This window comes from Actinoalloteichus caeruleus (assembly GCF_049311605.1).
GTDB classification, from domain to species: domain Bacteria; phylum Actinomycetota; class Actinomycetes; order Mycobacteriales; family Pseudonocardiaceae; genus Actinoalloteichus_B; species Actinoalloteichus_B caeruleus.
Map to the genome: position 1 here is coordinate 996,589 of NZ_CP186005.1, position 22,745 is coordinate 1,019,333.

The 22,745-nt window shown below is 71.9% G+C and carries 19 protein-coding genes; 15 read left to right on the forward strand and 4 right to left on the reverse strand.

What is annotated here, in order from left to right:
• Positions 1-207 precede the first annotated feature (207 nt).
• Both ligA and ACOJVX_RS04495 read left to right on the forward strand, forming a co-directional pair.
• Positions 208-2,286, forward strand: coding sequence for an NAD-dependent DNA ligase LigA (gene ligA, locus ACOJVX_RS04490; RefSeq protein ID WP_051313420.1), 2,079 nt, complete (start codon positions 208-210; stop codon positions 2,284-2,286).
• Between the two features lie 115 nt (positions 2,287-2,401).
• Positions 2,402-2,923 carry a GNAT family N-acetyltransferase gene (locus tag ACOJVX_RS04495; protein WP_026417164.1) on the forward strand — a complete coding sequence of 174 codons (522 nt, stop codon included), beginning with the start codon at positions 2,402-2,404 and terminating at the stop codon, positions 2,921-2,923.
• Positions 2,924-2,988: 65 nt separating this feature from the next.
• On the opposite strand, the gene ACOJVX_RS04500 is transcribed toward ACOJVX_RS04495, so the two are convergent.
• Complete coding sequence (locus ACOJVX_RS04500) at positions 2,989-3,648, reverse strand: amino acid-binding protein (protein ID WP_026417163.1); 660 nt, start codon at positions 3,646-3,648, stop codon at positions 2,989-2,991.
• A 400-nt stretch (positions 3,649-4,048) separates the two neighbouring features.
• Here ACOJVX_RS04500 and gatC point away from each other — a divergent pair, with 400 nt between their 5' ends.
• From gatC to gatB, 6 genes are read left to right on the forward strand one after another with little or no spacing between them, the layout of a single operon-like run.
• Positions 4,049-4,348 carry an Asp-tRNA(Asn)/Glu-tRNA(Gln) amidotransferase subunit GatC gene (gatC, locus tag ACOJVX_RS04505; RefSeq protein WP_026417162.1) on the forward strand — a complete coding sequence of 100 codons (300 nt, stop codon included), beginning with the start codon at positions 4,049-4,051 and terminating at the stop codon, positions 4,346-4,348.
• Positions 4,345-5,880, forward strand: a complete 1,536-nt coding sequence (gene gatA / locus ACOJVX_RS04510; RefSeq protein WP_026417161.1) for an Asp-tRNA(Asn)/Glu-tRNA(Gln) amidotransferase subunit GatA — start codon at positions 4,345-4,347, stop codon at positions 5,878-5,880. Before gatC ends, gatA begins: the two co-directional genes overlap by 4 nt.
• Positions 5,881-5,905: 25 nt before the next feature.
• Positions 5,906-7,330, forward strand: coding sequence for an AAA family ATPase (locus ACOJVX_RS04515; RefSeq protein WP_422647278.1), 1,425 nt, complete (start codon positions 5,906-5,908; stop codon positions 7,328-7,330).
• Positions 7,331-7,984 (forward strand): hypothetical protein, encoded by a 654-nt coding sequence (locus ACOJVX_RS04520; protein ID WP_422647279.1) that lies wholly within the window; start codon positions 7,331-7,333, stop codon positions 7,982-7,984. It abuts the gene before it with no gap.
• Positions 7,985-8,033: 49 nt separating this feature from the next.
• Positions 8,034-8,273, forward strand: a complete 240-nt coding sequence (locus ACOJVX_RS04525; protein ID WP_030104022.1) for a hypothetical protein — start codon at positions 8,034-8,036, stop codon at positions 8,271-8,273.
• Positions 8,270-9,775, forward strand: coding sequence for an Asp-tRNA(Asn)/Glu-tRNA(Gln) amidotransferase subunit GatB (gene gatB / locus ACOJVX_RS04530; protein ID WP_418154364.1), 1,506 nt, complete (start codon positions 8,270-8,272; stop codon positions 9,773-9,775). The genes ACOJVX_RS04525 and gatB overlap by 4 nt, the downstream gene beginning before the upstream one ends.
• Positions 9,776-9,967: 192 nt before the next feature.
• On the opposite strand, the gene ACOJVX_RS04535 is transcribed toward gatB, so the two are convergent.
• The gene (locus tag ACOJVX_RS04535) at positions 9,968-11,152 is read right to left on the reverse strand and encodes a PQQ-dependent sugar dehydrogenase (protein WP_035273159.1); all 1,185 of its coding nucleotides are present in this window, start codon (positions 11,150-11,152) and stop codon (positions 9,968-9,970) included.
• Between the two features lie 126 nt (positions 11,153-11,278).
• On the opposite strand from ACOJVX_RS04535, the gene ACOJVX_RS04540 reads away from it, so the two are divergent.
• Positions 11,279-12,190 carry a 2-hydroxyacid dehydrogenase gene (locus tag ACOJVX_RS04540; RefSeq protein WP_418154378.1) on the forward strand — a complete coding sequence of 304 codons (912 nt, stop codon included), beginning with the start codon at positions 11,279-11,281 and terminating at the stop codon, positions 12,188-12,190.
• Between the two features lie 93 nt (positions 12,191-12,283).
• Entirely contained in the window at positions 12,284-12,847 is a 564-nt protein-coding gene (locus tag ACOJVX_RS04545) for a DoxX family protein (protein WP_162147262.1), read from the forward strand.
• 105 nt (positions 12,848-12,952) lie between these two features.
• On the opposite strand, the gene ilvD is transcribed toward ACOJVX_RS04545, so the two are convergent.
• Both ilvD and ACOJVX_RS04555 read right to left on the reverse strand, forming a co-directional pair.
• The gene (gene ilvD / locus ACOJVX_RS04550) at positions 12,953-14,797 is read right to left on the reverse strand and encodes a dihydroxy-acid dehydratase (RefSeq protein WP_422647280.1); all 1,845 of its coding nucleotides are present in this window, start codon (positions 14,795-14,797) and stop codon (positions 12,953-12,955) included.
• Between the two features lie 338 nt (positions 14,798-15,135).
• Entirely contained in the window at positions 15,136-15,714 is a 579-nt protein-coding gene (locus ACOJVX_RS04555) for a PH domain-containing protein (RefSeq protein WP_418154362.1), read from the reverse strand.
• Positions 15,715-16,272: 558 nt separating this feature from the next.
• On the opposite strand from ACOJVX_RS04555, the gene ACOJVX_RS04560 reads away from it, so the two are divergent.
• From ACOJVX_RS04560 to serA, 5 genes are all read left to right on the forward strand, one after another.
• Entirely contained in the window at positions 16,273-18,018 is a 1,746-nt protein-coding gene (locus ACOJVX_RS04560) for an acetolactate synthase large subunit (RefSeq protein WP_051313418.1), read from the forward strand.
• Positions 18,019-18,079: 61 nt separating this feature from the next.
• The gene (gene ilvN, locus ACOJVX_RS04565; protein ID WP_016697868.1) at positions 18,080-18,586 is read left to right on the forward strand and encodes an acetolactate synthase small subunit; all 507 of its coding nucleotides are present in this window, start codon (positions 18,080-18,082) and stop codon (positions 18,584-18,586) included.
• 58 nt (positions 18,587-18,644) lie between these two features.
• Positions 18,645-19,658 (forward strand): ketol-acid reductoisomerase, encoded by a 1,014-nt coding sequence (ilvC, locus tag ACOJVX_RS04570; RefSeq protein ID WP_026417153.1) that lies wholly within the window; start codon positions 18,645-18,647, stop codon positions 19,656-19,658.
• A 168-nt stretch (positions 19,659-19,826) separates the two neighbouring features.
• Complete coding sequence (locus ACOJVX_RS04575) at positions 19,827-20,093, forward strand: DUF397 domain-containing protein (protein ID WP_081715185.1); 267 nt, start codon at positions 19,827-19,829, stop codon at positions 20,091-20,093.
• Positions 20,094-20,309: 216 nt separating this feature from the next.
• Positions 20,310-21,914, forward strand: coding sequence for a phosphoglycerate dehydrogenase (gene serA, locus ACOJVX_RS04580; protein WP_272500033.1), 1,605 nt, complete (start codon positions 20,310-20,312; stop codon positions 21,912-21,914).
• Positions 21,915-22,745: the final 831 nt, after the last annotated feature.

Below are 22,745 nucleotides of genomic sequence, written 5' to 3' on the forward strand. Positions count from 1 at the left end.
CGCGTCGACCCGCGCGGCGGCTCGCCCCGACGTCACCCAGCCGGTGTCAGGTGCTCGTTCTAGCCTCTTCGCGTGACCAGCGAGCTGCCCCAGGAACCCGTGAACCCGGCGACGTCCAGCCCGGTCGCCGCCGACCCGGCCTCGCCGACGACCGTCGACCAGCCGGAGGTCGCCGAGCGGCAGGGCGTCGAGGACGTTCCCACCGAGGTGCGTGAGCACCACCAGCGGCTTGCCGAGGAGATCAGAGGGCACCAGTTCCGCTACTACGTCCTCGACGCGCCCACCATCGCCGACGGCGAGTTCGACCGGCTCTGGCAGGAACTGCTCCGCCTGGAGGAGGACCACCCGGGCCTGGCGACCCCGGACTCGCCGACGCAGGCCGTCGGGGGAGGGTTCTCCACGGACTTCACCGCCGTCGACCACCTCGAACGGATGATGAGCCTCGACAACGCCTTCGACGACGAGGAGCTCTCCGCCTGGTCGGACCGCGTCGGCCGCGAGGTCGGGGACCAGGCGCACTACCTGTGCGAACTGAAGATCGACGGGCTGGCCATCAACCTGCTCTACCGGGACGGCGTGCTGGTCAGGGCGTTGACCAGGGGTGACGGCCGCACCGGTGAGGACGTCACCCTGAACGTGCGCACCATGCGGGACGTCCCCGAACGGCTCAGCCCGAGCGACGAGTTCCCCGTGCCCGCCCTCGTCGAGGTCCGGGGCGAGGTCTTCTTCGCCGTGTCCGAGTTCGCGGAGCTCAACGCCCGGCTCGTCGAGGCGGGCAAGGCGCCCTTCGCCAACCCCCGCAACGCGGCGGCGGGCTCCCTCCGGCAGAAGGACCCCCGGGTCACGGCCACCCGCCCGCTGCGCATGATCAGCCACGGGATGGGCCGCCGGCAGGGTTTCGAGCCCACCCGCCAGTCCGAGGCCTACGCGGCGCTGGAGGCCTGGGGCCTGCCCACCTCGGCGAACGCGAAGGTCCTCGACACCGTGGAGCAGGTCCGCGCGGAGATCGCCTACTGGGGCGAACACCGCCACGACGCCGAGCACGAGATCGACGGCGTGGTGATCAAGGTCGACGAGGTCGCCCTCCAACGGCGCCTCGGCAGCACCTCCCGGGCGCCCCGCTGGGCGATCGCCTACAAGTATCCGCCGGAGGAGGCCACCACCAAGCTGGTGGACATCCGGGTCAACGTCGGCCGCACCGGCCGGGTGACCCCGTTCGCGCTCATGGAACCGGTGAAGGTCGCCGGGTCGACGGTCAGCCTCGCGACCCTCCACAACGGAGACGAGGTCCGCCGCAAGGGGGTGCTCATCGGGGACCGCGTGGTGATCCGCAAGGCCGGGGACGTCATCCCGGAGGTGCTCGGCCCGGTCGTCGAGGCCCGCGACGGCACGGAGCGCGAGTTCACGATGCCCACCCACTGCCCCGAGTGCGGTACGGAACTGCGGTACGAGAAGGAGGGCGATGTCGACATCCGCTGTCCCAACGCCCGCTCCTGCCCGGCGCAGCTGAGGGAACGGCTCCACCACCTCGCCGGGCGCGGGGCCTTCGACATCGAGGTGCTCGGCTACGAGGCGGCCACCGCGTTGCTGGCCTCCGGCGTCCTGGAGGACGAGGGTGAGGTGTTCGACCTCACCGCCGACACCCTGCTCCGGGTCGACCTGTTCCGCACCAAGGCCGGCGAGTTGTCCGCGAACGGGCACAAACTGCTGCGCAACCTTCAGACGGCCAAGGAACAGCCGCTGTGGCGGGTCCTGGTCGGCCTGTCGATCCGGCACGTCGGACCCACCGCCGCGCAGGCGTTGGCGCGCGAGTTCGTCACGGTGGACCGCATCGAGCACGCCTCCGAGGAGGAACTCGCCGCCGTCGACGGCGTCGGCCCCGCGATCGCGCGTTCCGTCCGCGAGTGGTTCGCGGTCGACTGGCACCGCGAGGTCGTCGCCCGGTGGCGGCGGGCCGGGGTGCGCATGGAGGACGAGCGGGACGAGAGCGTCCCCCGCCACCTGGAGGGGCTGTCCATCGTGGTCACCGGCTCGTTGGAAACCCTGTCGCGTGACGAGGCCAAGGAGGCCATCATGGCCCGGGGCGGCCGGGCGGCGGGATCGGTGTCCAAGAAGACGGCCTTCGTGGTCGTCGGTGACTCCCCGGGGTCGAAGTACGACAAGGCGGTTCAGCTGGGCGTGCCCGTGCTGCGGGAACCCGGTTTCCGGGTGCTGCTCGACGACGGGCCGGACGCGGCAGCGGCCCTGGCCGAGCGCGCCGACGAGTCGGGGGACGCCGCCGACTGACCCGGGCCCGTACCGCCCGGGTCGCTCCCGGGCGGCTGAGGACCAGGACCGGCCGGACACGGGTCCGGCGCCGGCCGACCCCACACCTGCCGGTAGGCACGGAACGAGGACAACGATGATGCGGAGCATGGTGCACAGCGGCTTACCCGTGATCCGTCGCCCCCTGGCGACCGAACTGGCGGAGGTGGGCGAGCTCACCGTCGCCGCCTACGACGAGGAGCGGTTCCTCGTCGGCAACGAGGAGTACGCGGAGGAGCTCCGGGACACCGGCCGCCGTGACCGGGAGGCGGAACTCCTCGTCGCCGTCGTCGACGGCCGGGTGTTCGGCACCGTCACCGTCGCCGCCGCCGGCACCCCCTTCGCCGAGATGGCCCGCGACGGAGAGCTCGAGTTCCGGATGCTCGCCGTGCGCCCCGAGGCGAGGGGGCGCGGGGTGGGAGCGGCCCTGACCAGGGCGGTGCTGGCCAGGGCTGGTGAACTGGGCGTGGAACGGGTGGTGTGCTGCTCCCAGGAGCGCATGACCACCGCGCACCGGGTGTACGAACGCCTCGGCTTCCGCCGCCTGCCGGCACGGGACTGGTCGGTCGACGGAATCCGGCTGCTGTCCTTCGAACACCCGCTCGGCGGGGGGAACTGAGCAGCGTTCGGGACGTCGGACGACCAGCGGGCGGCCAGCGGCCGCCCGTCTGGGTTCCGGCCGGGCTAGCGCCCGTCCACGAGGATCGTCGCGACGATGCCGGTGAGGTGGGCCAGCCGCGCCAGCTCCGAGGCCCGGAACATCGGCCCGCCGGGCCGCCCGACGAGCAGGACCCGGTCCGGCTTGCCCAGCGGGGTGGCCGCCAGCTCGGTGCCCAGCTCCCGCCAGGTCGCCGGCACCCACTCCTCCTCACCGTCCAGGATGGCGGCGTGGTCCAGTGGTAACCACGGCAGCCGCAGCGCCCTGGTCTCCGGTGCGGCGGCGCTCGCGGCGAGGCGGAACGCGCCCTCGCCGTTGTCGCCCACGATCATCGCCCACCCGGAGCGGACGATCCGTGGCACGCCCTGCACGAAGACGTCAAGACCGGTGCTGGGATCGGAGGCGATGTCCTCGACGAGTTCCAGTTCGCGGAAGGTGTCGAGCACCCCCGCGTAGGGGCGGACCGCGTCGACCTCGACGCCGTCGATGGACTCGGCGGCGGTGATCAGCACGTCCGGCAGCCGACCCGAGGGCAGTTCGACCACCAGGTCGTCGATGGCGACGCCGGAGCCGCGCTCCACCACGTCGACGCTGAGGATGTCGGCCCCCGCCTCTCCCAGAGCGGTGGCCACCGCGCCCAGCTTGCCGGGCTCGTCCGGCAGCTGTACGCGGATCAGGAAGGACACTGAATCCACAGCCTCCTGCTACTGTGCGCGGAACCTCGCCGCCCGCGCGGTGCACGGCACGTCGCCGCCGAATGGTGACAGATCAGCGCCCTGGGACGGGATCGCCGCCCGCGCTGTCGATCAAGCATCCCACTCGCCGTCAACGCGGAAAAGGCCCCCGCCGCGAATTCGTGTGAAATCGCCGTGACCCGTTGTTCGGGCGCGTGTTCGGGCGGGGCCGTCCACCCGTCCAGTCTGGCAGCTCGACGAGGACGGGTGATGGCGGGGCCGGCCGGTCAGCCCCCTTCCCGACGCTCGTGGCGGTGGACGCGGGCCGGTACGGGGTGGGACCCGCCCACCCATAGAATGGCGAGGTCATTCCCTGTCCACCATCGCGAACCACGATCAGGGGGTTCTCGTTTTGCCCGCCATTTCCCGTGACGAGGTCGCGCACCTCGCCCGGCTGGCCAGGCTGGCCGTGACCGAGGAGGAACTGGACACCTTCGCCTCCCAGCTCGGCGTGATCCTGGAGTCGGTGGCCAAGGTCGGTGAGGTGGCGGCCGGGGACATCCCCCCCACCTCGCACGCGGTGCCCCTCACCAACGTCTTCCGCGCCGACGAGGTCCGCCCGGGCCTGACGCAGCGGGAGGCGCTCGCCGCCGCCCCCGCCGTGGAGGAGAACCGTTTCCGCGTTCCGCGCATCCTCGGGGAGGAGCAGTGAGCAACCCCGTGTCCGACGAGATCACCCGGTCCACGGCCGCCGAGCTGGCCGAGCGCATCCACCGCCGCGAGGTGAGCGCCGTCGAGGTGACCCAGGCCCACCTGGACCGCATCGCGGGGGTGGACCCCGAGATCAACGCGTTCCTCCACGTCGACGGGACGGGCGCCCTCGCGGCGGCGGAGGCCGTGGACGCGGCGCTCGCCTCGGGTGAGGCGCCGGCGTCCCCGCTGGCCGGCGTCCCCCTGGCGCTGAAGGACATCCTCACCACCAAGGGAGTGCCGACCACCTGCGGCTCCCGGATGCTCGAGGGCTGGCTGCCGCCCTACGACGCGACCGTCACCCGCCGGCTGCGCGAGGCGGGCGTCGTCGTCCTCGGGAAGACGAACATGGACGAGTTCGCGATGGGCTCCTCCACCGAGAACTCCGCGTACGGCGTGACCAGGAACCCCTGGGACCGGGACCGGATCCCCGGCGGCTCCGGCGGCGGCTCCTCGGCCTCACTGGCCGCGTTCGAGGCCCCGCTGGCCATCGGGACCGACACCGGCGGCTCGATCCGCCAGCCCGGCGCGGTCACCGGCACCGTCGGCGTCAAGCCCACCTACGGGGGCGTGTCCCGCTACGGGCTGGTGGCCTTCTCGTCCTCCCTGGACCAGGCCGGCCCCTGCGCGCGGACGGTCCTGGACGCGGCGCTCCTGCACGAGGTCATCGGCGGCCACGACCCGCTGGACTCCACCTCCATCGACGCGCCCGTGCCGCCCGTGGTGGCGGCGGCCCGGCAGGGCGCCAGCGGCGACCTCACCGGCGTCCGCGTCGGCGTGGTCACCCAGTTCGCGGGGGAGGGCTACCAGCCCGGAGTGCTGCGGTCCTTCGACGCCGCCGTGCAGCTGCTCGCCGAACTCGGCGCCGAGATCGTCGAGGTCTCCTGCCCGCACTTCGACTACGCGATGGGCGCCTACTACCTGATCGCGCCCAGCGAGTGCTCGTCGAACCTCGCCCGGTTCGACGCGATGCGCTACGGCCTGCGGGTCGGCGACGACGGGGCCAGGCTCTCCGCCGAGGAGGTCATGTCGCTGACCCGGGAGGCCGGCTTCGGCCCGGAGGTCAAACGCCGCATCATGATCGGGACGCACGCGCTGTCCTCGGGCTACTACGACGCCTACTACGGGCAGGCGCAGAAGGTCCGCACCCTCATCGCCCGCGACTTCGCCGCCGCCTACGAGAAGGTCGACGTGCTGGTGTCGCCGACCACCCCGACCACCGCGTTCCGGATCGGGGAGCGGGTGGACGACCCGTTGGCCATGTACCTGGCGGACCTGTGCACCATCCCGGCGAACCTCGCCGGGAACGCCGCCATGAGCGTGCCCTCCGGGCTCTCGGACGAGGACGGGCTGCCGGTGGGCCTCCAGGTCATGGCTCCCGCGCAGGCCGACGACCGGATGTACCGGGTCAGCGCCGCCTTCGAGGTGGCGCGGGACGCCGCGCAGGGCGGGCCGCTGATCCACCGGGTCCCCGACCTGGCGGTGACCGCCTGATGGCTCCGGTTCCGGGACGGCCGTCGTGCTGACCCGGATCGAGGTCGACGGCTTCAAGTCGTTCGCCGACTTCGGGTTGGACATCCCGCCGTTCCTGGCCATCCTCGGCCAGAACGCCAGCGGGAAGTCCAACCTGTTCGACGCGATCCAGCTGTTGGGGCGGCTCGCCAGCTCCCCGTCCCTCTACGACGCCTGTACCGGGGCCAGGGGGGACCTCTCCGAGCTGTTCCGCTGGAAGGGCGACGGGACGGCCGTCAACCAGATGCGCTTCGCCGTCGAGGTGCTGCTGGAGCCCACGGTCGTCGACCCCTTCGGCCGGCAGGTGCGGGTCACGCACACCCGGCTGCGGTACGAGCTGGAGATCGAGCGCCGCACCGTCGAGGACGGCTCTCCCCGCCTGTTCGTCGTCTCCGAGGAGGCGCGACCCATCCGCCGCAAGGATGACGACTGGGTCCGGGACCAGCGGGTCAGCCGGGAGTTCCGCGACGCCAACCTCGCGTACCGGCGGACCTCGGCCCTCCTCGTCACCGAGACCAACAGCGCGGGGGACGCGGTCTTCTCCATCCGGCAGGAGGGAAACCAGGGACGGGCCCGGCAGTTGCCGGCGCACGCGGCGGAGGCCACCGTGCTCTCCAGCATCACCTCCACGGTGGAGTTCCCCCTGCTCTACGCGCTGCGCCGCGAGATGGAGTCGTGGCGTTTCCTCCAGCTCGACCCGGTCGCCCTGCGCAGCCCCAGCACCCCGGAGCAACGGGGCGACCAGCTCGAACCAGCCGGCGGGAACCTCGCCAAGGTGCTCCGGAGGATCGAACGGGAGACCACCCTCGACCAGGGAAGCGTGCTGGACGACATCACCGTGGACCTCGCCCGGGTCGTGCGCGGGTTCAGCGGGGTGGAGGTGGAGGAGAACCCGGCGACCGGTCAGTGGGAGATCCACCTCGACACCAGCGACGAGGGCCGGGTGAGCGCGCGCATCGCCTCGGACGGCACCATGCGGGTGCTGGCCCTGCTCGCCGCGCTGCACGACCCGAAGTACCGGGGCCTGATCTGCTTCGAGGAGCCCGAGAACGGCATCTTCCCGCAGCGGTTCAGGGCGCTGGTGCAGCTGCTCCGGAAGCTCGTCACGCACCCGGCGGAGGCGGACGCGGGGGAGGAGCCCCTCGCGCAACTGGTGCTGTCCAGTCACTCGCCGCTGGTGCTGTTCGTGGTCGATCCCTCGGACATCATCGTCATGGACTGGGTGAGCAGGGTCGAGCCCGGCGGCGGGAGCAGCCGGGTCTCGCGGGCCCGTTCGTTGGACGAACCCTCCCGGGTGAGTAGGAGCCGGGGTGGCGGCCGGGCCGGTCAGGCCGAGCTCGACCTCGGGGTTCATCCGGTGTCGCGGCACGAGCGACGCGCGCTGCCCGGGATCGACCGGGAGCACGCTCGGCAGTTGCTGGAGGATGACTGAGTGCGCCCGCTCAACACGGCGATCCTCGTGGAGGGGCCCACGGACGAGACGTTCTTCCGCGTGATCGTGTTCCGCGCCCTGCGTGACATCGGAAGTACCGGGACCAGCGCTGGTTTCGACCTGGCCGAACCCCTCACCTTCCAACGGCGGGGGGACAGGCCCTGGCAGCGGTTCACCGAGCAGGTGGCCGAGCTCACTCCCCGCCCCGACCTGGTGTTCTTCCACTACGACGACAAGAACGGCGAGGAACGTGAGCGAAGCTGGGCCCCGATGCTGTCGTGCTGGGAGACGGCGGGGCGCGGCGGAGGTCCCGGGCTGCCGCCGCTGGTGGAGTTGGCCCCGGTGCGGGAGATGGAGGCGTGGGCGCTCGCCGACACCGAGCTGGTCAACCGGCTCGCCCGCCGCGCGCCGAGCGCGGGTGACGTCTTCGAGGCGGACCGGCTTCGGGATGTCGAGCGGCTCAGCGACCCCAAGAAGACCCTCACCGAGGCGATGAACGCCGGGCGTGGGCGTCGTCGGAGGCGGGACGTCGAGGAGTACCTGCCGTTGCTGGCGGAGCGGGCCCGCCACACTGAGCTCAGCCGGGTTCCCTCCTACGATAGGTGGCGGCGACGTACCGCCGACAAGCTCCGCGACCTGGGCTTTCTCCGGTGAAGTCGTGAAGGGTCGACAGTCGGACCGAATGGGATGAGGAGACGCACAAGTGGCGGGTGACCGCGAGATAACCGACAAGCTGGACGACGACGAGCGGCAGAGCCTGATCAAGATCCTGTTCAACCTCGGGGGTCTGGTGTTCGGCGCGGTGGGCTCGCTGTCGGAACTGCGCAAGGCCCGGCAGGAGTCGGACCGGCTGTCGCTGGTCAACGCCGTGCTGCACCTGGCAGCGCTGGTGACCTCCGCCGGCCTGCTGTTCCGGAGCGTGCGGAGGGGCAGGAAGAAGTGAGCGCTCTCGTTGACCTGATGGACTACGACGACGTCCTGGCCACCTACGACCCGGTCCTCGGGCTCGAAGTGCACGTCGAGCTGTCCACGAACACCAAGATGTTCTGCGGCTGCCCCACCGACTTCGGTGGCGAGCCCAACACGCAGGTGTGCCCGACCTGCCTCGGCCTCCCCGGCGCGCTGCCGGTGGTCAACGGCAAGGCGGTGGAGTCGGCCATCCGCATCGGGTTGGCGTTGAACTGCCAGATCGCCGAGTGGTGCCGCTTCGCCAGGAAGAACTACTTCTACCCGGACCAGCCGAAGAACTTCCAGACCTCCCAGTACGACGAGCCGATCGCCTTCGACGGCTACCTCGACGTCGTGCTGGAGGACGGTGAGACCTTCCGGGTGGACATCGAGCGGGCCCACATGGAGGAGGACACCGGCAAGTCGCTGCACGTCGGCGGTGCCACCGGTCGTATCCACGGCGCGGCGCACTCGCTGCTGGACTACAACCGGGCCGGTGTTCCGCTCATCGAGATCGTCACCAAGCCGATCGTGGGCGCCGGCGAGCGGGCACCCGAGGTCGCCAGGGCGTACGTGAGCGCGCTGCGTGACCTGCTCCGCGCGCTCGACGTCTCCGACGTGCGCATGGACCAGGGCTCGCTGCGGTGCGACGCGAACGTCTCCCTGATGCCCAAGGGCGGCGACACCTTCGGGACCCGCACCGAGACGAAGAACGTGAACTCGCTGCGCAGCGTGGAGCGGGCGGTGCGGTTCGAGATGTCCCGGCAGGGCGCCGTGCTCTCGGGTGGCGGATCGATCGTGCAGGAGACCCGCCACTTCGACGAGTCCAGTGGCAGCACCTCGGCCGGCCGTCGCAAGGAGACCTCGGAGGACTACCGCTACTTCCCCGAACCCGACCTGGTGCCGGTGGCGCCGTCCCGGGAGTGGGTGGAGGAGCTGCGGGGCACGCTGCCCGAGCTGCCGTGGGAGCGCCGTCGGCGCATCCAACAGGAGTGGGAGCTGTCCGACGCCGAGATGCGGGACCTGCTGAACGCGGGGGCCGTCGACCTCATCGCCGCGACCGTCGAGGCGGGCGCGTCCTCGGCGGAGGCCCGGTCCTGGTGGGTGTCCTACCTGCTCCAGCAGGCGAACCTGCGGGGCGAGGAGCTGGCGGCGTTGCCCATCACGCCGGTCCAGGTGGCCAGGGTCATCGAACTGGTCACCACGGGCACCCTGACCAACAAACTCGCCCGGCAGGCGGTGGACGGTGTCCTCGCCGGTGAGGGCGAGCCCGACGAGGTCGTCGCCGCCCGTGGCCTGAAGGTGGTCTCGGACGAGTCGGCGCTGCGCACCGCCGTCGAGGCGGCGTTGGCGGCCAACCCGGACGTGGCCGAGAAGATCCGGGGCGGGAAGGTCCAGGCCGCCGGGGCCATCGTCGGCGCGGTGATGAAGGCCACCAAGGGCCAGGCTGATGCCAAACGCGTTCGTGAGCTGGTCGTCGAGGCCGTGTCCGCCTGAGCCGGTCGCCGGGTCGTGCCCCGACCGCCGGGATCGGTGGCCCGGGGCGCGGCCCGGTGTTCGTCCGCGCGGCGTCGGTGGACGAGCCGGCTGGTGCCGGCATCTCGGGGTCGGCCGCCACCCGAGGGCTCCGGCCGGCCGGGTGGTGCCGCCCCGGGCGAGGGGGTCGACCCCGGCCGGTGCCGGGTCCGATCAGTCCTGACCGCCCACGGCGGTCTCCGGCCGGATCGTGACCAGGACGCGGTCGTCGGACGACTCCGGTTCCCCACCCTCCTTGTTGCGGGTGCCCAGCCACATCTCGTCCTGACCGCTCCTCACCAGTGGCCCCAGCCGGCCGAAGAGGTCGACCATGTTCGGCTCGGGGGCACCGAGGAAGTCGCCCTCCGGGCCCAGTGGGAAGTTCGCCGCCGCCGAGTCCTCGGTGAGCAGGACCACCACCATGTCCTCCCAGGCCGCGCACCCGGCGACCCCGGGCCGCTCCGGCCAGTTCCACGCCGCCTCCCCGAGCGGGCCGTCGAACTCCACCCGGTGCAGCAGGTCCAGCCCGTCGGCCCGGTCCGTCACCCAGGTCTGACCGGTCTCGGGTGCGACGCAGATCCCGCGCGGGGAGCTCAGGCCGCTGGCGACGGCCAGCGATGCCGTGCCCGCCGTTCCCTCGGGCGTGTCCGTGCCCGGGGTGAAGCGCAGCAGTTTGCCGGCGGGGGAGCTGGGGTCGGTGGCTTCCGAACCCGAGGGGGCCCCGGTGGCGATGAGCAGCGCGCCAGCCGGGTCGAGGGCGAGCGCCCCACCGGTCTCCGGCCCGCCGCGGGGGATCCCGGTGAGAACCGGTCTCGGGCTGTCCCCGCGCGCGACGCGCACCACCCTGTTGTCCTCCGGGGTGCTGACGTAGGCGTAGACGAGCTCGTCCTCCAGGTAGTCCGGGGAGAGGGCGATCCCGAGCAGGCCGCCCCCGGAGGGGTCGACGTCGACGGTGGCGAACTCCTCGTACCGGTCCTTGCGCTCCGGGTCGTCCTGGATGGCGACCCGCACGATCCGGCCGGTGGTGGCCTCACCCACGAGCGCGTGCTCCCCGTCGGGGAGCACGGCGATGCCGCCGACCGGGTCGAGGCAGGTGGCGACGACCGCGACGTGGTGGTCGACGCACCCCTCCGGTGGTGGCACGGGAGTCGACTCGTCCGGCTGGTCCCGCCGCTGGCGTTCCGGGGTGGAGTCGAACGGGGTGGGCTGCACCGGGGTCGGCGTCCTCGGCTCCGACCATTCGGCGCCTCGCTGGTCCTGCTCCGAGAAGTCGGCGCAGCCGGCGGTCACCAGCAGTGCGCACAGCAGGCCCCACGTCGCCTGGCGGCGTGGACGCGGTGGTCGTGAGCTGCGGAGCATAGGTACGCAGCCTAGGCGTTGGACGGTGAGCGCGTGGTGAGCGTGCTCCCGGCGGTCGCCCGTCGAACCCGGCCGATCCTCGGAGGTGTCAGCCCGCCGCTCACTCGTTAGGGTGCTCGGGTGACTGTGACCGTGCTGGTTCCCACCGCGTTCGGCGCCGAGGTCCTCGGCCGGGTTCCCGGTGTCGTCCCCGTGCTCTTCGACCCGAAGTCCACCGAGCTGCCGGCGGAGGCCGCCGAGGCGGAGGTGTTGGTGCCCGGTTTCCTCGCGGCGGAGGGGGTGCTGGACCTCGTCGGGAGGCTACCGAGGCTCCGGTTGGTGCAGCTGTTGACGGCGGGGGTCGAGCCGCTGGCTGGTCGACTGCCCTCCGGGGTCACGCTCTCCAGCGGTCGGGGCGCCCACGGGGGGAGCACCGCGGAGTGGGCGATGGCGGTGCTGCTGGCCATCTACCGCGACCTGCCCCGGTTCCAGGACGCGCGGGCCCGGGGAGAGTGGGACTACCACCCGACGGAGACCGTGCAGGGGAAGCGGGTCCTCGTCGTGGGTGCGGGGGACCTCGGCAGGCAGTTGGAACGCCGGCTCCTCGCCTTCGACGCCAGCTGCACCTTCGTGGCGCGCACCCCACGGGCGGGAGTCCTCGGGTTGGACGCCCTGCCGGCGGAACTCCCCCGGCACGACGCGGTGGTGCTGATGGTGCCGCTGACACCCGAGACCACCGGGCTGGTCGACGCCGCGTTCCTCGCCGCGATGCCGGACGGCGCAGTGCTGGTCAACGCCGCCAGGGGCCCGGTGGTGGACACCGACGCGTTGGTCGCCGAGCTGTCCTCGGGGCGGCTGCGCGCCGCCCTGGACGTGACCGACCCCGAGCCGCTGCCGGCGGGGCACCCGTTGTGGGAGGTACCGGGGCTGGTGCTGACACCCCACGTCGGTGGCAGCGTGAGCGGGTCGCGGGAGCGGAGCTGGGCGGTGGCCGCCCGGCAGATCGAGCTCTTCGTGGCGGGTGAGGAGCCGACGAACGTCGTGCGGGGCGCCTACTGACCCCTCGCCCGGCCGGCGGAGGGGCGTCACGGGTTCATGGCGATCTGGTGGTTCTCCGCGCCACCGCCGATCACCGGTGTCTACCCTGGCCTCGTGCACTACAACGATGGCGATTCCGGTAACACCACTCCGATGCGGGCTCCCGGCGCGGCGGACCACGCGGGCGCGGATCCGGGGCCGGCCTTCGGTCTGCTCCTGCTCCGCCTGGTGGTGGGGGGAATCTTCATCGCGCACGGACTGGAGAAGTTCTTCACCTGGGCCGGCACCCCGGGGCTCGACGGCTTCGCGGACAGCCTGGCCGACATGGGCTTCACCAACACCGACGCGCTCGCCATGACGACGGCGATCACCGAGATCGTGGCCGGCGGGCTGCTGGTCATCGGTCTGCTGGCCTCGCTGGCCTCGGTGCCGCTGCTCGGGCTCGCGGTGGCGTCGGTGGTGTTCACCTTCGACGAGGGCTTCTTCCTGACCCAGGCCGGGGGCTTCGAGTACAAGCTGCTGCTGGCCGCCGCCGCGGCCGCGTTGGTCTTCACGGGGCCGGGACGGTTCTCCCTGGACAGCGGGCGGCCCTACTTCCGGTTCCCGTTCCGCACGGCCCTGATCTTCCTGGTGCTCGGTGGTATCGCCACGGCCGTCGTGCTGTTCGTCTTCCGGTGACGCCGTCGGCGGCCCCGGCCGCCGTCCACCCCCCACCACGAGGAACGGCCCGGTCACCCATCATGGGTGACCGGGCCGTTCCAGGTCCTCGCCCGGTGCGGGGGCTCAGAGTCGCGGGTCGCGCACGGCTCCCATCGAGGCGGGCGTCGCGAGCCGCGCGTACGCGCGCAGCGCCGTGGACACCTTCCGCTGCCGGTCCACCGGCTGCCACGGACGTTCGGACGCCTCCATCTTGGCGCGTCGTTCGGCGAGGACGGCCTCGTCCACGAGCAGGTCCAACCTGCGTTCCCGCACGTCGATCAGGACCTGGTCACCGTTCTCCACCAGGCCGATCAACCCGCCACCGGCGGCCTCCGGGGAGATGTGGCCGACGGAGATGCCCGAGGAACCACCGGAGAAGCGGCCATCGGTGATCAGGGCGCACTTCTTGCCGAGCCCGGAACCCTTGAGGAAGGCGGTCGGGTGCAGCATCTCCTGCATCCCCGGGCCGCCGGCCGGCCCCTCGTACCGGACGACCAGCACCTCTCCCGGCTGGATCTCACGGGACAGGATCGCCGACACCGCCTGTTCCTGGCTCTCGACCACCCGGGCCGGCCCCTGGAACCGCCACAGCTCCTCGTCGATCCCGGCGGTCTTGATGACGGCGCCGTCCTCGGCGAGGTTGCCGCGCAGCACGGCGAGGCCACCGTCGGCGGTGTAGGCGTGCTCGACGTCGCGGATGCAGCCGCCCTCGGCGTCGGTGTCCAGGGAGACCCACCGGTTCTCGGTGGAGAAGGCCCTGGTGGTGCGCACGCCGCCTGGTGCGGCGTGGAAGAGCTCGACGGCGCGTTCCGACGCCTCGCCGGAGCGGATGTCCCACTCGGCGAGCCAGCTCGCCAGGGTGGGCGAGTGCACCGAGCGCACGTCCCGGTGGAGCAGCCCACCCCGGTCCAGCTCACCGAGGATGGCGGGGATGCCGCCCGCCCGGTGCACGTCCTCCATGTGGTAGTCGGAGTTGGGGCTGACCTTCGACAGGCAGGGCACCCGCCTGCTGATCGCCTCGATGTCGGCGAGGTCGAAGTCGACCTCGCCCTCCTGGGCGGCGGCCAGGATGTGCAGCACGGTGTTCGTCGAGCCGCCCATCGCCATGTCCAGGGCCATCGCGTTCTCGAAGGCCTTCCTGCTGGCCACCGACCTGGGCAGGACGGAGTCGTCGTCCTGCTCGTACCAGCGTCGGGAGATCTCGACCACGGTGCGACCGGCGGCCAGGAACAGCTCCCGGCGGGCCGCGTGGGTGGCCAGGGTCGACCCGTTGCCGGGCAGGGCGAGGCCCAGCGCCTCGGTGAGGCAGTTCATGGAGTTCGCGGTGAACATGCCGGAGCAGGAGCCGCAGGTCGGGCAGGCCGAGCGTTCCACCTCGGAGAGGCCGGCGTCGTCGACCTCGGAGCTCGCCGACGCCGAGATCGCCGTGATCAGGTCGGTGGGTGCCCGGGTGACACCGTCGACGGCGACGGCCTTGCCGGCCTCCATCGGACCACCGGAGACGAACACGGTGGGGATGTTCAGCCGCATCGCCGCGTTGAGCATGCCCGGCGTGATCTTGTCGCAGTTGGAGATGCAGACGAGCGCGTCGGCCTGGTGTCCCTCGACCATGTACTCGACGGCGTCGGCGATGACCTCGCGGGAGGGCAGCGAGTAGAGCATGCCGCTGTGGCCCATCGCGATGCCGTCGTCGACGGCGATGGTGTGGAACTCCCTGGCGACCCCGCCGGCCTCCCGTACGGCGCCGGCCACCAGGTCGCCCATGTCCTTGAGGTGCACGTGGCCGGGCACGAACTGGGTGTACGAGTTGGCGATGGCGACGATCGGCTTGCCGAAGTCGGTGTCGGTCATGCCGGTGGCACGCCACAGCGCACGAGCCCCCGCGGCGTTGCGGCCGTGGGTGGTGGTGCGGGAGCGGAGTTGGGGCACAGCTCCTCCCAGGAACCAGCGTCTGTCGTGGTCCGGGTCGACGTGTTCGCCGGCCCGGGAGCCCGGAGGTGGGCTCGGTGTCGAACTGTCGGACTGGGGCGGTGGCTCCCCGGGCGGGGGTGGGGCCAGGCGCGCCGCCGGGGCGGTACCCATGAGCGGACGCGGTGACCGGCGATCCCTCCGGGGGTCGCTCTTCCACCGCGCACCGACCCGTGCCCGGGTGGTGACCCGGGGCGACCGGCCGGTCACCGACAGCCCAGTGGTGGATGGGCGGTGTCCCCGACACTACTCCGGTCGGGGCGCGGGGCGTCCTGGCCGGTCGCGCCCGGTGCGGGCTCTCAGCGTCCGGAGTCCCCGGTCCTCGAGGTCGGGGCGGTCCCGGCGGAGTCCGGGGCGGCCTCGCCCGAGCCGCCCTCGGTGGGGGAGGCCTCGGCGTCGCCGGCCGGAGCCTCGGGGGTCTCCGCGTTCTCGCCCGCCGGGGACGTGTTCGTGTCGGTGTCGGCGGCGGCGAGGGGGTCGGGAACCTGGCCGCCGCTGGCGAGGGAGAGCAGCGGGAGGTCCCGTGGCCGGACGGCCGGCAGTGGGAGTTCCGAGTCATCGGACCGGACCGCCCGCACCGTGGACTCCCCGACGATGCGCAGCGAGGTCACCTCGGACCAGTGCAGTTCGATGGTGCCCATCATCCGGAACACCGTCAGCCCGGAGGTCGTGGCGACCGTCCGCCACCGGTGCAGGGCGAAGGCCAGGGCCAGGGGGACCAGGTAGACCACCTGGAGGCCGGGTGCCCCGAAGGCGACCGGCGTCGCGCACAGCGCGAGGAATCCGATGCCGAGGTAGGCCACGGGGGAGAGGCGGAACGTCACCGGCCTCCGCTCGACGTCCGTCTCGGCTGGCTGCTTCTCGTCCACCGCGCTCATGCCCCGATACTCCCACCGGTGCCGGGCCCGGGAACGGCCTGGTCCCGACCCGCCCGGTGCTCCCGTCCCGCCCCCGCGCGACGCACACCACCGGGGGCGGTGACGACGTGCCGCGTGCGCCCGGGGGCGCACGGCTGGTCCAGCAGCGGGTTCGGCCTTCCGGGGATGAGTGGGTCGCCCGGTCAGCGGAGCGTCCTCACTGCCGGTGAGGGGAGTTTGCGCAGGTCGGCGAGTCGCGTCCCGCCCGTGGTGTCCACCATTCGGGACGGTGTCCCGCAGAGTTGACGCCACTGACCGACTGTGGCAACCTACGACCCGTGCTGCGACTGATTGACGTTCTCGTACTTCCCTGGCGCGTCGACGCTTAGGGAATCGCAGCGTCGACGCGCCAACCCTCGCGTGGCCCTCCGGGGCTACCGGGGGTTTTTTGTTTGACGGCCCCGCACTCTCGAGATCAACGAGGCAGAGCACATGACCAGCGCCAACGCACGACCAGCCCCGGCTCCGGCCCCCGCCGGTCCGGCCAGGCCCAAGCCGGCGCCGCCCACCGGCGCGCCCGTGCAGGTGACGGGCGCCCAGTCGCTCGTCCGGTCCCTGGAGGAGGTGGGCTGCGAGGTCGTCTTCGGAATCCCCGGCGGCACCATCCTCCCGGCCTACGACCCGCTGCTGGACTCGCGGAAGGTGCGCCACGTGCTCGTGCGCCACGAGCAGGGCGCCGGTCACGCCGCGACCGGTTACGCGCAGGCCACCGGGCGGGTCGGGGTGTGCATGGCCACCTCGGGTCCCGGCGCCACCAACCTCGTCACGCCCCTCGCGGACGCGAACATGGACTCCGTCCCGGTCGTGGCGATCACCGGCCAGCAGACGCGCGGCCTGATCGGCACCGACGCCTTCCAGGAGGCGGACATCTGCGGGATCACGCAGCCCGTGACCAAGCACAACTTCCTGGTCACCGACCCCGCCGACATCCCCAGGACGATCGCGGAGGCGTTCCACCTCGCCTCCACGGGACGCCCGGGGCCGGTCCTCGTGGACATCCCGAAGGACGTCCTCCAGGAGACCACCTCCTTCGCGTGGCCGCCGGAGATGAAGCTGCCCGGCTACCGCCCCACCTCGCGTCCGCACGGCAAGCAGGTGCGCGAGGCGGCCAGGATGATCAGCGCCGCCCGCCGACCTGTGCTGTACGTGGGCGGCGGCGTGCTCAAGGCCGAGGCCGTCGCGCAGCTGCGCGACCTGGTCGACCTGACCGGGATCCCGGTCGTCACCACCCTGATGGCCCGGGGGGCCTTCCCGGACTCGCACCCCCTGCACCTGGGCATGCCCGGGATGCACGGCACGGTCTCGGCGGTCACCGCCATGCAGCGGGCGGACCTGTTGATCGCGCTCGGAGCCCGTTTCGACGACCGGGTCACCGGCCGGCTCTCCTCCTTCGCGCCCGAGGCGCAGGTCATCCACGCCGACATCGATCCGGCCGAGATCTCGAAGAACCGCCGTGCCGACGTGCCCATCGTCGGTGACTGCCGGGAGGTGATCGTCGACCTCCTCGACGCGCTGCGGGACGAGTTCGACCACGGCGGACGGGCGGACCTCGCCCCGTGGCGCGCCCAGGTCGCGAACTGGCAGCAGCGGTTCCCGCTCGGCTACGAGTGGCCGGCCGACGGGACCCTGTCGCCGCAGTACGTGATCGAGCGGATCGGTGCGCTCGTGGGGCCCGACGCCGTGTACACGGCCGGCGTCGGGCAGCACCAGATGTGGGCGGCGCAGTTCATCCGGTACGAGTCGCCCCGCAGCTGGATCAACTCGGGCGGCCTCGGCACGATGGGGTACGCGGTGCCGGCGGCGATGGGCGCCAAGATGGGCCGGCCGGACACCGAGGTGTGGGCGATCGACGGCGACGGTTGTTTCCAGATGACCAACCAGGAACTGGCGACCTGCGCGATCGAGGGGATCCCGATCAAGGTCGCCGTCATCAACAACGGGAACCTGGGCATGGTCCGCCAGTGGCAGAGCCTGTTCTACTCGGAGCGCTACTCCAACACCGACCTGGGCACCCACAAGCACCGCATCCCGGACTTCGTCCAGCTCGGGGAGGCACTGGGCTGCGCCGCGTTCCGCTGCGAGTCCCGGGAGGAGGTCGACGCGACGATCACCAGCGCGCTGGAGATCAACGACCGCCCCGTCGTGCTCGACTTCGTCGTCGGCAAGGACGCCCAGGTGTGGCCGATGATCGGCCCTGGCGCGGGCAACGACGAGGTCCAGGCGGCCCGGGGCATCCGGCCGGACTTCGACGAGTCGGACGTATGAGCCGGCACACGCGCCACGGTCGGACAGCCGGACGGGATTCCGAGGAACAGGAGCAGGGCAGATGAGTCGGCACACGCTCAGCGTGCTGGTGGAGAACAAGCCGGGTGTGCTGGCCAGGGTGGCCGGCCTGTTCTCCCGACGGGGCTTCAACATCGAGTCGCTCGCCGTGGGGGAGACCGAGTACCCGCACATCTCCCGGATGACGATCGTCGTCGCGGTGGACGAGTTGCCGCTCGAACAGGTCACGAAGCAGCTCAACAAGCTGGTCAACGTGATCAAGATCGTCGAACTGGATCCGGTGGCCTCGGTGCAGCGTGAACTGCTGCTGGTCAAGGTCCGCGCCGACGCCACGGTGCGCACGCAGGTCCTCGAGACCGTGCAGCTCTTCCGCGCCAAGGTCGTCGACGTCGCGCCGGAGGCCGTGACGGTGGAGGCCACCGGGACGGCGGACAAACTGGACGCGCTGCTGCGGATGCTCGAACCCTACGGCGTCCGCGAGATGGTCCGGTCGGGCATGGTCGCGCTCGGTCGGGGGGCGCGGTCCATCACCGCCTCCGCGGTGCGCTGAGCCGACCGCTCGCGCTCGTGGAAGCACACCACAGAACACCACAGAGAAGGAACCAGGAATGAGTGCCGAGATTTTCTATGACGACGCCGCCGACCTCGGGGTGCTCCAGGCCAGGAAGGTCGCCGTCATCGGCTACGGCAGCCAGGGCCACGCCCACGCGTTGAGCCTGCGCGACTCCGGCGTCGACGTCCGCATCGGCCTCGCCGAGGGCTCGAAGTCGCGGGTGAAGGCCGAGGAGGAGGGGCTCCGGGTCGTGACGACCTCGGAGGCCGCCGCCGAGGCCGACGTGATCATGATCCTGGCTCCCGACCACCTCCAGGCCGGGATCTACGAGAAGGACATCGCTCCCAACCTCAAGCCCGGCGACGCGTTGTTCTTCGGGCACGGCCTGTCCATCCGCTACGGGCTCATCACCCCCCCGGCGGACGTGGACGTGGCGATGGTCGCGCCGAAGGGCCCCGGTCACCTGGTGCGCCGGCAGTTCGTCGACGGCAAGGGCGTGCCCGCGCTCATCGCCGTGGAGCAGGACGCCACCGGCAACGCGCAGGCCCTCGCCCTCGCCTGGGCGAAGGGCGTCGGCGGCACCCGCGCCGGTGTCATCAAGACGACCTTCAAGGAGGAGACCGAGACCGACCTCTTCGGTGAGCAGGTCGTCCTCTGCGGGGGGACCACGGCGCTGATCCAGGCCGGGTTCGAGACGCTGACCGAGGCCGGTTACCAGCCGGAGATCGCCTACTTCGAGGTCCTGCACGAGCTGAAGCTCATCGTCGACCTGCTCTACGAGGGTGGCCTCTCCCGGATGCGGTACTCGATCTCCGACACCGCCGAGTACGGCGACCTGACGCGGGGTCCCCGGGTCATCTCGCCGGCGGTCAAGGAGGAGATGCGCCGCATCCTGGGGGAGATCCAGGACGGGACCTTCGCGAAGGAACTGGTCGCGGAGGAGGAGGCCGGGCGCCCGAACTTCAAGCGCCTGCGGGCCGAGGGCGAAGCTCACCCGATCGAGGAGGTCGGCAAGAAGCTGCGCGGCCTGATGTCCTGGGTGGACCGCCCGATCACCGAGACCAACTGACCCCGGTCGTGGTCATCAGCCGGCGGTCCGGACGGGTGGTCACCCCCGGACCGCCGGCACCTCGTGCGGGAGCCATCTCCTGCGGGTATACGGTTCGTCGCGCAAGGTGACAGCTCCGGTGGGCCGTCCCGAGGACGTCCTCCACCGCCAACGCAGGGAGAGTGCCCGGTGAGTCACGAGATCCAGCGCGAGGGCAACGAGGTCCCGATCTACGACGACAAGGCGCATGTCCGGGGCAAGCTGGACATCTCCAACGCGGAGTGGATCACCAGCACGGAGGACGACGACCAGAAGGGCGTGGAGATCGCCTTCGTCGAGGAGTACATCCTCATGCGCAACGGAGCCGACCCGGAGGGGCCCGTGCTCGTGTTCACCCAGGCCGAGTGGGACGCCTTCGTGGAGGGCGCCAAGGACGGCGAGTTCGACGAACCGTGATCGGCGGTCGGCCGGGTTTCCCAGGGAGTGGGAGGGCGTGGTCCGTCCCGTTTCCGGTTGGGAGTCCGGTTCTCCCCGTCGTTCGTCCCGGCATGTGGACGGGTCGTGGTCGTGGGCAGTCAGCTCCGTCACCCTTTGAGAATCCTTTCACAAGCTCGGGCTAAGCTGCCCGTGCCGCTCCACCGACGGGGTGGCCGAGGATCGCAACCCTGGAGCATGTCTGTGAGCACCCCCAGCCGTCCTGTTGCCCTGATCGCCGAGAAGCTGGCTCCTTCGGCGGTGGAAGCGCTTGGTGACGAGGTCGAGGTCCGTCACGTCGACGGGACCGACCGGCCGGCGCTGCTGTCCGCGGTGGCCGAGGCGGACGCGTTGCTCGTGCGTTCCGCGACCAAGGTCGACGCGGAGGTGCTGTCCGCGAGCACCAGGCTGAAGGTGGTGGCCAGGGCGGGCGTCGGTCTCGACAACGTCGACGTCCCCGCCGCCACCGAGCGTGGCGTCATGGTCGTCAACGCCCCGACCTCCAACATCGTCTCGGCCGCGGAGCACGCCGTGGCGCTGCTGCTCTCCGTCGCGCGCCGGATCCCGGCGGCCGATGCCAGCCTTCGTGGTGGCGCCTGGAAGCGCAGCTCCTTCTCCGGGGTGGAGCTGCGGGGCAAGACCGTCGGTGTCGTCGGCCTCGGCAAGATCGGTCAGCTCGTCGCGCAGCGGCTGGCCGCCTTCGACACCGAGCTGATCGCCTACGACCCCTACGTCTCGGCGGCCAGGGCCGCGCAGCTCGGTATCGAGCTGGTGAGCCTCGACGAGTTGCTCTCCCGCGCCGACGCGATCTCGATCCACCTGCCCAAGACCCCCGAGACCAAGGGGTTGATCGGTGCGGAGCAACTGGCCCGGACCAAGAAGGGCGTGCTGCTGGTCAACGCCGCCAGGGGCGGCCTGGTCGACGAGGACGCCCTGGCCGAGGCCGTGCGGTCCGGTCAGGTGGGTGGCGCGGGCGTCGACGTCTTCTCGACGGAGCCGATCACGCGGAGCCCCCTCTTCGAGCTGCCCCAGGTCGTGGTGACCCCGCACCTGGGCGCCTCGACCGCCGAGGCGCAGGACCGCGCCGGGACGGACGTGGCGCGCTCGGTGCTGCTCGCCCTGCGCGGCGACTTCGTGCCGGACGCGGTGAACGTGCAGACCGAGGGCGCGGTGGGGGAGGAGGTCCGGCCCTACCTGCCGCTGACCCAGAAGCTCGGGGTCGTGCTGACGGCGTTGGCCGCCGCCTCCCCCGCCTCGGTGACCGTCGAGGTGCGGGGCGAGCTCGCGGCCGAGGACGTCAGCGTCCTGCCGCTCGCGGCCCTGCGGGGCGTGTTCTCCAAGGTGGTCGAGAGCCAGGTCACCTTCGTGAACGCGCCTCGGCTCGCCGCCGAACTGGGCGTGGCCGTGGACGTGCGCAAGGAGAGCGAGAGCGCGAACCACCGCAGCCTGGTGACCCTCCGGGCCGCGCTGCCCGACGGCTCCTCCCTGAGCGTCTCGGGCACGCTGACCGGCCGGGGGCAGGTGGAGAAGCTCGTGGAGATCAACGGCCGCCACTTCGACCTCCGCGCCGAGGGCAACATCGTGTTGCTGGAGTACAGCGACCGGCCCGGCGTGATGGGCACCGTGGGCACGCTGCTCGGCGAGGCCGGGGTGAACATCGAGGCCGCGCAGATCTCGCAGACCACGGAGGGCACCGACGCCACGATGCTCCTCCGGGTGGACCGCCCCGTGACCGGCAACGTCCTGGAGCCCACCGGCGCCGCCATCGGCGCCCGCACCGTGCACGCGGTGTCCTTCGACTGAGACCGGGCCGCCTGGGCGGGGGCGGGACTGCCGTCCCGGCCGGGACTCGCGGTCCGCGAGTGGACGCGTCCCCCGCCCGGGCACCTTCTCCGGCGACGCGTGGCCCCGGCACCCAGGGCCGGTCCGTCGCCGGCGCCGCCATGCCGTCGCGGGCGCGGTTTAGTCGGACCGCGCGGCGGCGGTCACGGCCGCCCGCCCGGGACCGCCCGCGCCGGGTCGGTGTGACGAGATGGCGGGTTTCCGCTCGCCCCGCCCCGGTCAGCGCGGTGTCCTCTTCGGTCGAGCGGCCGGTGGAGGTCGTCGCCCACCACGCCAGCCTCGGCTGCGCCCGCTCCTGGGCGCGGCGCGGCGCGGTCGTCGCGCCGCCCGCCGTGAGCTGCGCGGTCGTCGCCGGCTCGGCCGACCGGGTGGCCCCCCTTCGGCGCGTCCCCCGAGAGCGGCCCCACCACCGGGTGAGGGGCGGTCCGGCGCTCGACCAGTTCCGGTCGTCCTCGCTCCCACTACCGTGATCACCCGGTGGCCGGCTGTGCCACGGATTCTGCCTCAAGCCGTGACAATTCTGTTCAAATCAGTGTGGAGTATTCACCCTTTCGGCGTAGCTGAAGGGCCTGGCAATCGCGTTAAGTTCCCTCCTTGAGGCAGGACCAGGTGTCGTAGAGGGCGCGACGCCGGGCCAGTTCCCGCTGACGAGGGCGTCCGTTCGGGAACGACGTCGTGACACGTCGCGAACTGGCGATGGTCGGAGAAGGCCTCGCTAGGGGTATCCAGAGTGAGTCGTACCCGAAGAACAGGGCTGAGAGCCCGGACGGGTTCCGCCGCCGCCGGACCACG